The organism is Micromonospora sp. DT15, from assembly GCF_049841475.1.
Lineage (GTDB): Bacteria > Actinomycetota > Actinomycetes > Mycobacteriales > Micromonosporaceae > Micromonospora.
This window is the reverse complement of record NZ_JBNCKJ010000001.1, coordinates 47947-62911: the sequence shown is the minus strand read 5'-3', so window position 1 is coordinate 62911 and position 14965 is coordinate 47947. Positions and strand designations below refer to the sequence as shown.

General features: G+C 72.7%; 13 protein-coding genes. 3 read left to right on the top strand and 10 right to left on the bottom strand.

The genetic code is table 11. The features are described from left to right. Nucleotides 1-62: 62 nt before the first annotated feature. The 3 genes from gatC to ligA all read right to left on the bottom strand — a co-directional run bounded on the left by gatC (nucleotide 63) and on the right by ligA (nucleotide 5467). Complete coding sequence (gene gatC / locus ACLQ3F_RS00305; RefSeq protein ID WP_354889995.1) at nucleotides 63-368, bottom strand: Asp-tRNA(Asn)/Glu-tRNA(Gln) amidotransferase subunit GatC; 306 nt, start codon at nucleotides 366-368, stop codon at nucleotides 63-65. 145 nt (nucleotides 369-513) lie between these two features. Continuing rightward, nucleotides 514-3174 (bottom strand): putative bifunctional diguanylate cyclase/phosphodiesterase, encoded by a 2661-nt coding sequence (locus tag ACLQ3F_RS00300; protein WP_425844974.1) that lies wholly within the window; start codon nucleotides 3172-3174, stop codon nucleotides 514-516. 157 nt (nucleotides 3175-3331) lie between these two features. Further along, nucleotides 3332-5467 (bottom strand): NAD-dependent DNA ligase LigA, encoded by a 2136-nt coding sequence (ligA, locus tag ACLQ3F_RS00295; RefSeq protein ID WP_425844972.1) that lies wholly within the window; start codon nucleotides 5465-5467, stop codon nucleotides 3332-3334. 310 nt (nucleotides 5468-5777) lie between these two features. Here ligA and ACLQ3F_RS00290 point away from each other — a divergent pair, with 310 nt between their 5' ends. Next, nucleotides 5778-6314 (top strand): type II toxin-antitoxin system PemK/MazF family toxin, encoded by a 537-nt coding sequence (locus ACLQ3F_RS00290; protein WP_355005347.1) that lies wholly within the window; start codon nucleotides 5778-5780, stop codon nucleotides 6312-6314. Nucleotides 6315-6637: 323 nt separating this feature from the next. On the opposite strand, the gene ACLQ3F_RS00285 is transcribed toward ACLQ3F_RS00290, so the two are convergent. From ACLQ3F_RS00285 to ACLQ3F_RS00255, 7 genes are all read right to left on the bottom strand, one after another. Further along, a complete protein-coding gene (locus ACLQ3F_RS00285; protein WP_357199556.1) occupies nucleotides 6638-7648 on the bottom strand; it encodes an ADP-ribosylglycohydrolase family protein in 1011 nt (336 codons plus the stop codon). Between the two features lie 223 nt (nucleotides 7649-7871). Next, the gene (locus ACLQ3F_RS00280; protein WP_357199553.1) at nucleotides 7872-8237 is read right to left on the bottom strand and encodes a VOC family protein; all 366 of its coding nucleotides are present in this window, start codon (nucleotides 8235-8237) and stop codon (nucleotides 7872-7874) included. A gap of 36 nt (nucleotides 8238-8273) precedes the next feature. Then, nucleotides 8274-9278: a methionine synthase gene (locus tag ACLQ3F_RS00275; protein WP_357199550.1), complete on the bottom strand. Its 1005-nt coding sequence runs from the start codon at nucleotides 9276-9278 to the stop codon at nucleotides 8274-8276. Nucleotides 9279-9315: 37 nt separating this feature from the next. After that, nucleotides 9316-10389 (bottom strand): tRNA 2-thiouridine(34) synthase MnmA, encoded by a 1074-nt coding sequence (mnmA, locus tag ACLQ3F_RS00270; protein WP_425844968.1) that lies wholly within the window; start codon nucleotides 10387-10389, stop codon nucleotides 9316-9318. A gap of 152 nt (nucleotides 10390-10541) precedes the next feature. Beyond that, on the bottom strand, nucleotides 10542-11717 hold the full coding sequence (locus tag ACLQ3F_RS00265) for a cysteine desulfurase family protein (protein WP_357199544.1): 1176 nt from the start codon (nucleotides 11715-11717) through the stop codon (nucleotides 10542-10544). Nucleotides 11718-11821: 104 nt separating this feature from the next. Then, on the bottom strand, nucleotides 11822-12487 hold the full coding sequence (locus ACLQ3F_RS00260) for a class F sortase (protein WP_357199541.1): 666 nt from the start codon (nucleotides 12485-12487) through the stop codon (nucleotides 11822-11824). Next, nucleotides 12484-13314, bottom strand: a complete 831-nt coding sequence (locus tag ACLQ3F_RS00255) for a DUF4397 domain-containing protein (protein ID WP_357199538.1) — start codon at nucleotides 13312-13314, stop codon at nucleotides 12484-12486. Before ACLQ3F_RS00255 ends, ACLQ3F_RS00260 begins: the two co-directional genes overlap by 4 nt. Before the next feature lie 230 nt (nucleotides 13315-13544). On the opposite strand from ACLQ3F_RS00255, the gene ACLQ3F_RS00250 reads away from it, so the two are divergent. Further along, entirely contained in the window at nucleotides 13545-14147 is a 603-nt protein-coding gene (locus ACLQ3F_RS00250) for an RNA polymerase sigma factor (RefSeq protein ID WP_357199535.1), read from the top strand. Beyond that, the gene (locus ACLQ3F_RS00245) at nucleotides 14101-14934 is read left to right on the top strand and encodes an anti-sigma factor (RefSeq protein WP_425844964.1); all 834 of its coding nucleotides are present in this window, start codon (nucleotides 14101-14103) and stop codon (nucleotides 14932-14934) included. Before ACLQ3F_RS00250 ends, ACLQ3F_RS00245 begins: the two co-directional genes overlap by 47 nt. The last annotated feature ends 31 nt before the right edge of the window (nucleotides 14935-14965 follow it).

The following is a 14965-nucleotide window of genomic DNA, read 5'->3' as shown; positions in this document are numbered from 1 at the left end:
TCGCTCCGCGACGCCATGAGGCACCACGACGCTGTACTGCTGATTCGCTCGCTGCCGCTCGCTCATGAGGCCACATCCTCGGTCAGGATCCGCGGTACGCGGAACCGCTGGTCCTCGGCGTCGGGCGCGCCCGACAGCGCTTCCTCCGGGGTCAGGCACGGCGTGACGACGTCCTCGCGGAAGACGTTCGTCAGCGGCACCGAGTGCGAGGTCGGCGGGATGTCCGCGGCGGCGACCTCGCCGACCTGGGCGACCGCCTGGAGGATCACGTCGAGCTGGCCGGCGAACGTGTCCAGCTCCTCCTCGGTGACGGCGAGCCGCGACAGGCGCGCCAGGTGCGCGACCTCCTCGCGGGAGATGGCGGCCATCCGTGCCCCCTTCTGAATTCCTGCTGGTCGGGCGGTGTGCCGGCCGCGCGACAGGTGGAGCGTGACACGCGGTGACCGGAGCGAGTCTATTGTTCCGCTCCGGTGCCGCGTCCCCGACTCCCCCTCCAGCGGCCCTCGCGCCGGGTCAACGGGTGGGGCGGCGAGCGGCATCCGGCTGCGGGTGCCCGCCGGTCGGCCGGACCGGCCGGTACCGGGTCAGCCAGGTGACCAACTCCTCGGCCGGCATCGGCCGGGCGTAGAACCAGCCCTGCGCGGCGTCGCAGCCGGCGGCGTGCAGCATCCGCCAGGTCCGTTCGTCCTCGACACCCTCGGCCACCACGCGCAGCCCCAGCGCGCCGGCCAGCTCGATCATCGACCGGACGATCGCCGCGTCGTCGGTGTCGTCGGCCATACCGAGGACGAACGACCTGTCCACCTTCACCTCGGACAGCGGCAATCGGCGCAGGTGCTGGAGCGAGGAGTAGCCGGTGCCGAAATCGTCGAGCGCGATGGCTACCCCGATCCGGTGCAGCCGGGAGATGGTGGCCAGCACCCGACGCGGGTCGGCCATCAACGCGCCCTCGGTGATCTCGACCTGAAGCCGCTCGGCCGGCACCCCGTAGCGGGCCAGCCGGTCGGCGATCTGGTCGGCGATCTCGCCGGTGTGCAGGTCACGGACGCTCACGTTCAGCGCCGCGCGCAGGCCGATGCCGGCCGCCGACCACTTGGCGAGCTGCTCCACCACGTCGTCGACGACACGACGGGTGAGCAGTCGCATCACGGCGCTCTGCTCGGCGACCCGGATCAGTTCCTCCGGGTCGACCATGCCCCGACGGGGGTGCCGCCACCGCAGCAGCGCCTCGACGCCGACCACCTCGCCGGTCGCGATGGCGATCTGCGGCTGGTAGTACATGGTGATTTCCCCGGCGTCGTCGGCCGGCTCCTCGTCCGCATGTGCCCACCCGGTCGGTTCGAGCGGCTGCCCGGGTTTACCCGGCCCGACGTCCCGCCGCGCCCCGGTGCGACCCCTGCCCAGCGCGCTCCCGTTCGGGGACCGCCGGCCGATCCCGCCCCCGGCGCGCCGCTCCCGGGCCGAGCCGGAACGGGTGCCGGCGACAGTGGCACGGGCGTTGCGGCCCCGGATCGGGTCGGCTCCGGTGGCGATCCGGTTGATCAGCTCATCGGAGTGCACCAGGTCGGCGTCGGTGTGCCGACGGCGGGCCCACCACCGGGCAGCTCCCGGCCGTGCTGTGGCGACCGCCGACGCCGGGTCCGCCGCTGGCGCGGACCGGTCCGACGCCGCGGTGGGCAGCGCGCCCTCGGCCGGCGCGCCGGTGGGCAGCGCCGCCCCGTCACCGCCGCGAACCTCCGCCGACGCGACAAGGGGTACGTCGGCAGTCCGCTCGGCGTCACTCGGCCCGCTGTGCCGGCCGTTGCCGTCCGGCTGCGCGTCCTCCTCCTCGGCTGCCGCTTCGGCCTCCGCAGGCAACTCGGTCGACGGGCTGGCTTCCAGTACGCGCCGCAGGTCGGCGAGGAGGCCGAGTCGCTCGGCGGAGTTGTGGTCGGACTCCGGGGCGTACACGGCCACCGTGTCGTTGCGGTGCTTGGCGTCGTACATCGCCACGTCGGCGTGGCGCATCAGGGTGGCGAAGTCCTCGCCGTGCTCAGGGAAGAGGGCGATTCCGATCGACCCGCCCACGTCCAACGGCAGCCCGTCGAGCGGCACCGGCTCGGCCAGCGCCTGGACCACCCGGTCGGCCAACTCCCGCGCCTGAGCGACGTCGGTCAGCCCGGTCATCACGATCGCGAACTCGTCACCGCCGAGCCGGGCGATCATCTGTGGTCGGGGCTGCATGTCGGTCAGCCGGGCGCTCACCTCGACCAGCAGCCGGTCGCCCACGGCGTGGCCGAGGGCGTCGTTGACGTTCTTGAAACGGTCCAGGTCGATCAGCAGGAGCGCGAGCTGCCCGTCGGGTTCGCCGCGGGCGGTCCGCTCGGCGTGCAGGTGCACCTGCTCGGCCACCTCGGCCAGCAGCGCCTTGCGGTTGGGCAGACCGGTCAGCGGGTCAGCGGCGGCAAGCTGCTGCTGTTCGTTGGTCAACCGCGCCATCCGGTAGACGGCGAAGAGCGGCACCAGCACCAGCGGGATCAACGCGGCGCTGACCCGCGCCGCCGCGACCAGCACCGGGGCGAGCAGCAGCAGCGAGCCGGTGGAGAGCAACTCGAAGCCGAGGCCCTGGCGGAGGGTGGGCCACCACCGGTCCCCGAAACGCAGCCGCACCGCCCAGCTGACCAACCCGTAGTTGACGACGAACCAGGCCAACGCGGCACCGCCGACGGCGGCCACGTCGGTCCAGTGCAAGCGCCCGCCGGAGAAGATGGTGCCCGAGCCGAGCTGAATCACCCCGTACGCGGCGGCGAGGGCACACACGTACTGGCCGACGTTGAAGGCCGTGCGCCACGCGGCGTGCCGCATCCGCCAACCCGAGACGACCACGCCCACCGCCTGCACCACCACCGCCGGGCCGAGACCCCAGCCGAGCAGGATCGCGAAGGTGAAGCAGGTGGACGGGAACACCGCCGACGTCTGCCGGCGCCCCGGTGGCACGAACGGGCGCGCGTCGCAGACCACAGCGAGCGCGGCCATCGTCCAGAACGCCACCGGCAGGTCGGGCAACTCGTCGGGGAGCGTCGCGAGTGGAACGGCGGCGGTCAGCGCGGCGACCGCCAGGATGCCGGCGACGAAGGCGGCGAACGGTGCGACCCGTCCCGCAGGAAGCGAGTTGCGTGGGTCGGCGACCTCCACCACACCTCCTGACCGACCATCGGCGTGCCGGTGCGCGCGCCGTGACCCAATGAAACGCCCTCGGCCCCCAGTTTCCCGGTATGACAGTCACGAATCGGTCGTAGTCGTAATTAAGTTGGTATACGCGGCCAGTCGCCGTGCCCAGCGACCAGCCGGGTCACTCCCCCAGCTGAGCGACCTCGCGCGCGGCGTCCGGGCCCGCGTCCAGCAGAAGCCGGAACCCGCCCTCGTCGAGCACCGGCACCTTGAGACTGACGGCCTTGTCGGCCTTCGACCCGGGGTTGTCCCCCACCACCACGAAGCTCGTCTTCTTGGAGACCGACCCGCTGACCTTGCCGCCACGGCTCTGCACGGCCTCGGCGGCCTGGTCGCGTGAATAGCCGGCGAGGGTGCCGGTCACCACCACCGTCAACCCCTCCAGCGGGCGTGGCCCCTCGTCGACGGCCTCCTCCGCCATCCGTACGCCGGCCTCGGCCCACTTGCGGACGACCTCGCGGTGCCAGTCCACAGCGAACCATTCCCGGATGCTGGCGGCGATGGTCGGCCCGACGCCGTCGACGGAGGACAGCTCCTCCTCGGTGGCCGCGTCGATGGCGTCCATCGAGCGGAAGTGCCGGGCGAGCGCCTGGGCAGCGGTCGGGCCGACGTGCCGGATGGAGAGCGCCACCAGCACCCGCCACAGGTCCCGTTCCCGGGCGACCGCGAGATTGTCCAGCAACTTGGTGGCGTTGGTGCCCAGGCTGCCGTCCTTGTTGACGAAGAACGGCGACCGGGACAGCTGCTCGGCATCGAGGTGGAAGAGGTCGCCCTCGTCGCTGATGATCTCCGCGTCGAGCAGGGCGGCAGCGCCCTTGTAGCCGAGCACCTCGATGTCGAAGCCACCCCGACCGGCGAGGTGGAACACCCGCTCCCGCAACTGCGCCGGGCAGCTGCGGGTGTTGGGGCAACGGATGTCAACGTCGCCCTCCTTCGAGGGCGCGAGCGGGGTGCCGCAGGCCGGGCAACTGGTCGGCATGACGAAGGGCCGGGCGTCGGCGGGCCGCAGATCGACCACCGGGCCGAGCACCTCGGGGATCACGTCGCCGGCCTTGCGCAGCACCACCGTGTCGCCGATCAGCACCCCCTTGCGCTCCACCTCGCGGGCGTTGTGCAGGGTCGCGAGCGCGACCGTGGAACCGGCCACGCGCACCGGCTCGAGCACGGCGAACGGGGTGACCCGGCCGGTGCGCCCCACGTTGACGTCGATGTCGAGCAACTTGGTGGTGACCTCCTCCGGCGGGTACTTGAAGGCGATCGCCCAGCGCGGCGCACGACTCGTCGACCCGAGCCGGCCCTGGATGGAGACCGGATCGACCTTGACCACCACGCCGTCGATCTCGTGCTCGACGTCGTGCCGGTGCTCGGCGTAGTAGGCGATGTACTCCGCCACGCCGGCCAGATCCGGGACGACCCGCCACCGGTCGCTGGTCGGCAACCCCCACGACCTGAGTGCCGCGTACGACTCGGACTGCGCCGTGGGTTGGAACCCACGGCGGGCGCCGATGCCGTGCACCACCAGGCGCAACGGCCGGGTGGCGGTGACCCGTGGATCCTTCTGTCGCAGGCTGCCGGCGGCGGCGTTGCGGGGGTTGGCGAAGGGCGCCCTGCCCTGCTCCACCAGACCCGCGTTGAGATCGGCGAACGCCGCGATCGGGAAGTAGATCTCGCCCCGGACCTCCACCAACTCGGGGACGTCCGGGAATTCGGCGGACGGGACGAGCTGGCTGGGCACGTCCCGAATGCTGCGCACGTTTGCCGTGACGTCCTCACCGGTGCGCCCGTCGCCCCGGGTGGCGGCCCGGACCAGCCGGCCGTTCTCGTAGGTCAGGTTGATCGCCAGCCCGTCGACCTTCAGCTCGCACAGGTAGGGCACCGGACCGCCCGCGTCCCGTTCGACCCGCTCGGCCCAGGCTGCCAACTCTTCGTCGGCGAAGGCGTTGTCGAGCGAGAGCATCCGTTCGGCATGGGTGACCGGGGTGAAGTCGGTGGAGAACGTGCCACCCACCCGCTGGGTCGGCGAATCGGGCGTCCGCAGCGCCGGGAACTCCTCCTCCAGTGCCTCCAGCTCGCGCAACTGCCTGTCGAAATCGGCGTCGGGGATGGTCGGCGTGTCCAGCACGTAGTAGCGGTACTGGTGCTCGGTCAACTCCTGACTGAGCGCGGCGTGCCGTTCCCGGGCCTGCGGCGTCGGCTCAGCCCCGGCCGCCGCCTCCTGCGCCGGGCTGACCTGCTGACCGATCTGCTCCTCGGACACACCGCCACCTTCGGACACGCCTTCGACCTCCCTGATCACGCTACTCCGGCACCGTATCGGGCCGGTGGGACAATCCGCCGCCCACCCGCGCCCGAAGCGACCCTGCCCTCAGCCGCGTCCGGTGATCCCGTGACGCTCGGTAGCCGTCGGCCGGCCGTTCCAGCTACCGACCCACCGAGTGGCGGCCGGCGTGGCGTCGTCGAGGCGTGCGTGCGGGCGGCGGCGGTGTGGTTGGCGGGCGGCACGGGCGGCGGCGTGCAAGGATCGCCGGACGGTGCGACCGGCGGGTCGCCGCAACACGGAGGTACGGATGCGCGAGGCACTGCTCTGGGCGGTGGCGATCCTGCTGGCCGTGGCCGCCGGCTGGGCGTGGAACAGTTGGCGGCACCGGGTGGCCAACCGGCGTCCGGGCACCCGGCCGGATCGGGGCGACGCCGGTGGCCGTCGTTCCACCCCGCCGCGCCCCCGTGGCGCCGAACGGCCCTCCACCAAACCCCGCTCGCGCGACACCGACCGGCATGGCGACGCCCCGGCGGCCGGCGAGATCTGGTGGGCCGACGTGCCGTACGCCGACGGCACCGGATCGAAGGTGCGCCCGTGCCTGGTCCTGCGTGCCGACTCCCGAGGCGCCGACGTCCTGAAGATCACCAGCCAGGACAAGAGCGACCGGGACGACCACGTCCGGATTCCGACCCGGGACTGGGACCCGGGCGCGGAGCACGACAGTTACCTCAGCCTCACCGAGCCGATCCGACTCAACTCGGCCGCCTTCGCCGACCACGCCGGCCGCTGCGACGCCGACCTGTGGCGGAAGGTCCGCAGCCTGCGCCACCTCCCCACCTCCTAATCACCCCGCGTGGCCGCCCGTCGACCACCCTCGACCGCCGTCATGCCCGCCCGCCAGCCATGATCGACTCGGGTTCCTGAAAGTCGCGGTGTCCCGAGCTCCCGGATGCCCCGATTTACAGGAACCCGAGTTGGTCATGAGCGGGGGTCGGCCGCGCGGGTCGGGGCAGAACACGCCGGCCGCGCCAGTCGGGGCAGACCGCGCCCCAGCCGCGCCGGTCGGGGCAGAACACGCCGGCCGGGTCAGTCGGGGCAGAACACGCCGGCCGCGCCGGTCGGGGCAGACCGCCCCCAGCCGCGCCGGTCGGGGCGGACCGCGCCGGATCAGTCCCAGGTCGCGCCTAGTGTGGCGAGCTGGTCCGCGTACTCGATGCGGTTGACCCATTCCCGCGGCCAGGCGGTCATGCCGGCGGCCGCGCCCACGAACGCGCCGGCCAGGGCGGCGATCGAGTCGGAGTCCCCGGCGGTGGTCGCGCCCCGGGCCAGCGCCGAGACCGGGTCGTCGGCGTGCCGTACGGCGCAGAGCAGCGCGGTGGCCAGCGCCTCCTCGGCCACCCAGCCCTCCCCGGTGGCCTGGCACGGGTCACCACCGTCGTCCGGCTGCGCCAGTGTGTCTGTCAGTCGGCCCAGCACCGCCAGGCACTCGTCCCAGCCTCGCGCGATGAACTCCTCCGGCGAGCCGACCCCCGGGCGCTGCCAGAGGTCGCCCAGCCACCGCTCCCGGTAGATCCGGCGTTGGGCGAGCGCCCGCTCGGTGAGCAGCGCGGGCACCTCTGGCAGGGTGGCGCCCGCGCGCAGCACGAAGACCGCATAAGCGGTCAGCTCGCTGGCGGCCAGCCCGGTCGGATGGCCGTGGGTCAGCCCGGCCTGCAACTGCGCCAACCCGGCGAGCGTGTCGAGGTCCACGTCGAGCAACCCGACCGGGGTGACCCGCATGTTGGCCCCGCAGCCCTTCGACCCGCTCACGGTGGCCTCCTGCCAGCGCACCCCACGGCTCAGCTCGGCGCAGGCGCGCAGGCAGGTCATGCCCGGGGCACGGTTGTTGTCCGGGCTGACCGCCCAGGCCAGGAAGCGTCGCCGCAGCAGTGGCTCGACCGCTTCCGGCGTGAACGACGGCGCCTCGTGCAGCGCCCAACCCACCGCCAGGGCCATCTGGGTGTCGTCGGTGACCAGTGCGGGCTCGCCGACCAGCTCGCGTGGGCCGGTCGGGCCGTACCGGCGCTCGATCTCGGCGACGGTCAGGAACTCGGTCGGCTTGCCCAGCGCGTCACCGTAGGCGAGGCCGAAGAGCGAACCGGAGGCGCGAAGCGCAGAGGTGTGGATCACGGCGGCCATGATGCCCGGCCGCCGCAACCCATGCCGGTCCGGCCAGCTCTTCCGAAACCAGCGCCCTAGGGCCTGTGTCAAAGCCCCTGGCCGGCCTGCGGCGGGCCCAGGCGACGACCGACCGCGTTGGAGCTCCGCCCGGATACAACACCGGTATCCGAACGAATCTCCGCCTTGCCGGGACCGCCGCCTGGACTCCACCTCGGCTCGACCGAGGACTTTGACACAGGCCCTAGTCCCAGCAGAGGCAGAACGGGTGGCCGGCCGGGTCGGCGTAGACGCGGAAGCCCTCACCCTCACCTGGCAGCCGCCGCGCGCCCAGCGCGAGCGCAGCCTTCTCGGCGGCCTCGATGTCGTCCACCGTTACATCGAGGTGGAACTGCTGTGGGCGCTCGGGATCCGGCCAGACCGGTGGGCGCAGGTTGAGCGCCCGTTGGAAGGCGAGGCGCGGCTGGTGACCGGGCGGGCCGCCCAGCACCACCCAGTCGTCATCGGAGTCACCCTCGTCGAACGGTACGCCGAGCAATTCGGCGTAGAACGCCGCCAACGCCCGCGGATCCGGGCAGTCGATCACCACTGAACGCAGCTGTCCAATCATGACCGTCATCCTGCCCACCGGGTACGACAGGAAACCTCAGTCCTCGGCGAGGCGCCGGCCGGCGTCCCGGCACGCGGCGAGCACCGCCCGCGCGTACTCCGGGGTGGCGCCGGCGAGGCCGCAGGCCGGGGTGACCACCACCTGTTGGGCCAGTTGGCGACGAGGGAAGCCGAGGCGGTCCCAGACCTGGCGTACCCGCTCGGCGATCTGCGCGGAGTTCGGCGCGCCACCGGCCGACGGCGGCCGGGTCGGTGCGGCCCCGGCCAGCAACCCGAGGCCGGCGTCGATCGCCTCGCCCAGCGGGTCGAGCTTGGTGACCAGGTCCAGGTCGAGGGCTACCGCGACGGCGCCGGCGGAGCGGATCAGCTCCAGTGGTACGTCCGGGGCGCAGCAGTGCACCAGCGTCGGCACGCCGACCGCCTCGACGACAGTGCGCAGCAGGGCGGCGGCGTCCACCGAGTCGACCGCCCGGTACGCGCCGAACCCGCTCTCGGTCGGCACCCGCCCGGCCAGCACCGTCGGCAGTGACGGCTCGTCCAGTTGCAGCAGGACCGACGCCTGGGGCAGCCGGCGGGCGACCGCCGCGACGTGCGCGCGCAGCCCTTCGGCGAGGGAGCCGGTCAGGTCGCGGACCGCGCCGGGATCGCGCAACAGTCGACCACCGATCGGCAACTCCAGCGAGGCGGCCAGCGTGAGCGGGCCGGCGGCCTGCACCTTCATCGGCCCGGCGTACCCCTCGGCCTGCTCGGCGAGCTGGTCCAGGTCGCGTTCCATCAGGTCGCGGGCCCGGCGCAGGTCGCGGCCCGGACGTGGGGCGACCCGCCACCGCCCCGCGTACACCTCGACCGGCAGCTCGACGAGCAGTCCGGCGGACCGGCCGATGATGTCCGCTCCGGGGCCACGGGCCGGCAGCTCGGGCAGGTGGGGCAGCTCGGGAAGCTCACCGAGGACCACCCGCTGAGCCTCGCCGATGTCGGTGCCGGGCAGCGAGCCGATTCCGGTTGCCGCGCCGGCCGGCCAGGGCCACGCCTGATCTGTCACGGGCGAAGGCTATCCCGCGAACACCCGGGCCGTGCGGTCAGCCGGTGATGGTCGCGGAGCCGAGGACCACGTCGCCGGCCGGATCCGGTCGGTACGCCACCACTGCCTGACCGGCGGCGACGCCGCGTACCGGTCGGCGCAGTTCGGCGTGCAGCCGGTCACCGTCGAGGGCGACGGTCGCCGGCACCACGTCGCCGTGCGCGCGCAACTGCACCTCGCACTCGACCGGGGCGTCCGGCCGGGCGCCGCCGGTCCAGACCGGACGTACGGCGTGCACGTCGGAGACGTCCAGGGCCTCGGCCGGGCCCACAGTCACCGTGTTGGTCTTCGGCGTGATGGACAGCACGTAGCGTGGCCGACCGTCCGGCGCGGGCCGGTCCAGGTGCAACCCGCGACGCTGCCCCACCGTGTACGCGTACGCGCCGCTGTGACTGCCGACGACAGCGCCGGTGGAGGCGTCCACCACGTCGCCGGGTGCCTCACCGAGCCGGCCAGCCAGGAAGCCGCGGGTGTCCCCGTCGGCGATGAAGCAGATGTCGTGTGAGTCCGGCTTGTCGGCCACGGCCAGGCCACGCTCGGCGGCCTCGGCGCGGACCTGCGCCTTCGTCAGGTCACCGAGCGGGAAGATCGACCGGTCGAGCTGCTCGCGGGTGAGCACGGCAAGCACGTACGACTGGTCCTTGGCCAGGTCGACACTGCGCCGCAGCAGCCCGTCCGCGCCGAGGCGGGCGTGGTGCCCGGTCACCACCGCGTCGAAACCCAGGGCCACCGCCCGGTCCAGCACCGCCGCAAACTTGATCTTCTCGTTGCAGCGCAGGCAGGGGTTCGGCGTACGACCGGCGGCGTACTCGGCGACGAAGTCGTCGACCACGTCCTCGTGGAAGCGGTCGGCCATGTCCCACACGTAGAACGGAATGCCGATCACGTCCGCCGCCCGCCGGGCGTCCCGGGAATCCTCCAGGGTGCAGCAGCCGCGCGCCCCGGTCCGGTAGGTCTGTGGGTTGCGCGCGAGGGCAAGGTGTACGCCGGTCACGTCGTGCCCGGCCGCCACCGCCCGTGCCGCCGCCACGGCCGAGTCAACCCCACCCGACATCGCCGCCAGAACCCTCACTGACCCACTCCCCTTCCCGTCCCCGCCCGTTCCCCCACAACAACCCTATCCACCAGCCCCGAACCCCCCGCCACCCCACAAACCCAACCCCCAACCCCAACCCCGAATGCCCACGCCCACGCCCACGGGTGGGGGCCCGGGGGCGAGGGGGTTTAGCGGGGGGTGCGGAGGGCTGCGGCTCGGCGGGCTCGGTCGACTGCTGCCGGGAGGGCCGCGATCAGGGCGTCGACGTCGGTCTGGGTGCTGGTGTGGCCCAGTGTGAAGCGCAGCGAGGAGCGGGCACGGTCGTCGTCGGCACCCATCGCCAGCAGCACATGCGAGGGCTGGGCCACGCCGGCCGAGCAGGCGGAGCCGGTCGAGCAGGCGATTCCCTGCGCGTCGAGCAGGAGCAGCAGCGCGTCGCCCTCACAGCCCGGGAAGGAGAAGTGCGCGTTGCCGGGCAGCCGATCGGTCGGGTCACCGTTGTAGATCACCTCGGGCACCGCCTGGCGGACCCGCTCGATCAGGTCGTCGCGGAGCGCTGCCACCCGGGCCGCGTACTCCTGCTGACCCTTCACCGCGGTCTCCACGGCGACCGCGAAGGCGACGATGCCCGCGGTGTCCAGGGTGCCGGAGCGGATGTCGCGTTCCTGGCCGCCGCCGTGCAGCAGCGGCGTGGCCGGCACGTCCCGGGCGAGCAGCAGCGCGCCCACTCCCATCGGGCCGCCCAACTTGTGCCCGGTGACGGTCAGCGCGGACACCCCGCTGGCGCCGAAGTCGACGGGCACCTGTCCAACCGCCTGGATGGCGTCGGTGTGGAAGGGCACACCGTGTTCGGCGGCGACGGCGGCCAGTTCGGCCACCGGCTGGACGGTGCCCACCTCGTTGTTCGCCCACATCGCGGTGACCACGGCCACCTGGTCGGCGTGCGCGGCCAACTCGGCGCGCAGGGTCTGCGGGTCGAGCCGACCGACGGCGTCCACCGGCAGCCAGCCGACCTCGGCGCCCTCGTGCTGGGCCAGCCAGTCGACAGCGTCCAGCACCGCGTGGTGCTCGACGGCGCTGGAGACCACCCGGCGGCGGTCGGAGCGGGCTGCGCGGCGGGCCCAGAAGACGCCCTTGACCGCGAGGTTGTCGCTCTCCGTGCCACCACCGGTGAAGATCACTTCAGAGGGCCGCGCGCCCAGCACAGCGGCCACCTGTTCGCGTGACTCTTCGACCCGGCGGCGGGCACGGCGGCCCGACGCGTGCAGGGAGGACGCGTTGCCGACCTCGCGGGCGGTAGCGACGTACGCCTCCAGTGCCTCATCGAGCATGGGAGTCGTCGCCGCGTGATCCAGGTAAGCCATCACCGTTCAGCGTACGGCCGACACCTTGGGGACCGGATGCCGGAGGGGACTGCGCGCACGGGCCGGGGCGGAACTCCACCCCGGCCCGACGCGTGCGGGCCCGGTCAGGCGGGCACCGCGGTGACGACGATGTTGTCGCGGTACTTGCGCGCCTTGGCGTCGAACGGCCCACCACAGGTGATCAGGGTCAGCCGCGGCTTGCCGTCGCGGGCGAAGTACCGGTCCAGCGGGATCTTGGTCTTGTCGTACTCCTCCCGGGCCACGACCCGGTACTTGCGGGCCTCGCCATCACTGCCGGTCGCGGTCAGGGTGTCGCCCTGATCGAGCTCCCGCAGCCGGAAGAACGCGCCCTTGCCCTGCTGGGCGCTGTCCACGTGACCAGCGATGACGATCGAGCCGGCGTTCGCCTCCAGGCCGGGCCCGTACCGGTACCAGCCGATCTTGTCGACGCTCGGCGGCACCTCGAAATCGTTTGTCCGCTTGTTGATGCCGACCGCGTTGATCGTGGCGGTGACGTCGATCGCCGGGATCACCAGCCGCACCGGCGGGACGATCTCCGCCCCGGCCGGCAGTTCGCCGACGGTCACCGGGACAGACTGGCCATCGGCCGCGCTGGCCGACGGGGTCGGGGTGGCGGTCGCGAGGTTGGCCGCCTCGTCGCCGCCCACGTCCTCGGCCGGCTGGGAGCCGCACGCCACGAGCGTGGCGACGGTGAGCGCGGCAACGCCGGCGGCCAGGGCCGCCAGCGCGCCGCGATTGCGCACCGTCACTTGCGGCCGGTCCGCGCGGTCGCCATCCGCACCCCACCACCAAGGAGCAGGAGTACGCCGGCGCCGGTGAGCACGTACCACCAGGTGTCCACGCCCGTGCCGGCCTGACCGCCGTCACCGCTGGGCACGCCACCCGGGGCGGAGTGCAGGCCGGTGATGGTCTGGGCCACCACGTCGAGGGTCTTACCCTCGGCGGAGCCGATCGCGTAGACGATCGTGGCGGTGCCCTCCTTGAGGTTGAGGTCCGCCGGGCCGATGGCCACGGTGTCGGTGCCGGCCAGCACCACGTCCGCCTTCACCTCGCCCGCGTCGACGTCGCCCTTGGCCTCGTTCGGGTTGGTGAGGTCCTCGAAGACCGGCTTGCCACCGGCGCGGACGTCGACCGCCGGAGCGGCGGCGGTGTGCCGGACGATCAGCCGCGCCTTGCCGGCGTCGACCTTCGAGACGTCGTTCACGAACGGGGTGATCTTCGGCTGGCCGGCGGCGTCGAGGTGGGCCGCGATGCTGATGTTCGCACCGCCCGGCACCGCGGCGTTGTCGACCTTGAGGATCGCGCTGCCGATCGGCTCGCCCGGCTTGGTGAGCGCGATGTCGTAGTCGCCCTCCTCCAGGTTCAGCGGGCCGGCGACGTCACCGGGCTTGAAGTTGTCCAGCGTCTTCTTGCCGTTGACGTAGACGTCGACCGGGGTGTCCGGAATGCCGTGCACGACGGAGACCTTCGACGTGGCGGCGTACGCCGGGCCGGCGGTGAGCCCACCGACGCCGGCGAAGGTCAGCGCGGCTACCGCGCCGCCCGCGGCGACCCGACGGAAGTACGAGAGCTGCATGTCTGCCTCCTGGTGATAACTGCTGATTCGTCAGGCCTGGCTTGCAGAACGGGTTACGCCGGCTGCCGGACGGGCGGATGCGCCCCGGAGGCACTTTTCTTTTCTGGCCCCGACCGCATCCGCAACGGGCTCGGGAGACGAAGAGCAGGTGAGATGACATCGACCGGGGAAGTGGGGCGGAGACTGTGGCAGCTACAGTCGGGTATGCCCCATCGAAGGCGAGCCGCCCGATGACGGCGCTACGACAGGAACCGGACCCTCCGGTGGACGACCTCGACCGCAGGTTCCGTGACGGCGACGACGTGGCGCTGCGCGAGGCGTACGACCGCTACGGTCGTGCCGTGCTCCATCTGGCCACGTCCATGCTGGCGAACCGCAGCGACGCCGAGGACGTCACCCAGGCGACGTTCGTCGCCGCCTGGTTGGGCCGCGACACGTTCGACCCGTCCAAGGGGTCGCTGATCGGTTGGTTGCTCGGCATCGGCCGGCGGAAGGTGATCGACCGGATGCGCGCCTCGGCCCGGGAGACCCGGGTGGTGGAGACGGTCCGACAACTGCCCGAGCCGGCGCAGACCGAGCCGGATCCGGACCGCGTGGTGGACCGGTTGGTGATCGCGGACGAGTTGGCTCGCCTCCCGGACGACCAGCGACGGATGCTGGAGCTGGCCTTCTACGACGACCTGACACACCAGCAGATAGCCGCGGTGACCGGCGTGCCGTTGGGCACCGTGAAGAGTCACATCCGACGCGGCATGGCGAGCTTGAAGCGCAGATGGGAGGTGGACGGTGCAGCACCTGGACCACGACCGGCTGGTATTTCTGGCACTCGGTGAGAGCGAGGCGGACAACGGGGAGAGCGCCCACCTCGCCACCTGCGCGCTCTGCCGCGCGGAGGTCGCGAGCCTTCAGCAGGTGGCGGGGCTCGGCACCGAGACGCAGGGCCTGGCCGACCTGCCCGACCCACCGGAGCACGTCTGGCAGAGCATCGAGGCCCAGGTCAGGGCGGCGGAGGCCGGGCCGTTGCTGACCGAGACCCGCCGACACCGGGTGCCCGGGCAGGCCGACACCACGACGGCCGGGCAGGCCGACACCACGACGACCGAGCGGACCTCCGGCGCGGCCGCCGGGTCGACGGTGGCCCGACTGGACCCGGCGCGGCGATCCCGCCGGGGTCGCGGCTGGTCCGGTTGGGTGGCCACAGCGGTGACCGCGGCCGCCGCCGCGGCGGTCGCCGTCGTGGGCACCGTCTCGGTGCTCCGACCGGACGATCAGACGCCCACCCCGACGCCGGTGGTGGTGGCGAGCGCTCCGCTGGCCGCGTACGGCGCGACCCCGCCGACGGCCAAGGGCGACGCCCGGGTTTTCCAGGACGGCCAACTACATCTGCATGTGGCGAATCTCCCGACCGTCCCGGGGTACTACGAGGTCTGGCTCATCAATCCGACGACCATGGAGATGTTCTCGGTCGGCACCCTGGGTGGCGGCGCGGACGCCCTGCTGCCCCTGCCTCCGAATGTCGACCTCAAGAGCTACTCGGTGGTCGACGTCTCCGCCGAGCAGTACGACAACAACACCCGCCACTCCGGCGACAGTCTGCTGAGGGGCTCCCTGACGGGCTGATCGGCGGGCCGGCTCAGCTCCCCGGCTCGCC

Coding starts and splice junctions, on each gene's coding strand:
- ACLQ3F_RS00255 (WP_357199538.1), bottom strand. CDS start 13,314: ATGCAGCTCTCGTACTTCCGTCGGGTCGCCGCGGGCGGCGCGGTAGCC.
- gatC (WP_354889995.1), bottom strand. CDS start 368: ATGGCCGCCATCTCCCGCGAGGAGGTCGCGCACCTGGCGCGCCTGTCG.
- ACLQ3F_RS00265 (WP_357199544.1), bottom strand. CDS start 11,717: ATGGCTTACCTGGATCACGCGGCGACGACTCCCATGCTCGATGAGGCA.
- ACLQ3F_RS00250 (WP_357199535.1), top strand. CDS start 13,545: ATGACGGCGCTACGACAGGAACCGGACCCTCCGGTGGACGACCTCGAC.
- ACLQ3F_RS00290 (WP_355005347.1), top strand. CDS start 5,778: ATGCGCGAGGCACTGCTCTGGGCGGTGGCGATCCTGCTGGCCGTGGCC.
- ACLQ3F_RS00280 (WP_357199553.1), bottom strand. CDS start 8,237: ATGATTGGACAGCTGCGTTCAGTGGTGATCGACTGCCCGGATCCGCGG.
- ACLQ3F_RS00285 (WP_357199556.1), bottom strand. CDS start 7,648: ATGGCCGCCGTGATCCACACCTCTGCGCTTCGCGCCTCCGGTTCGCTC.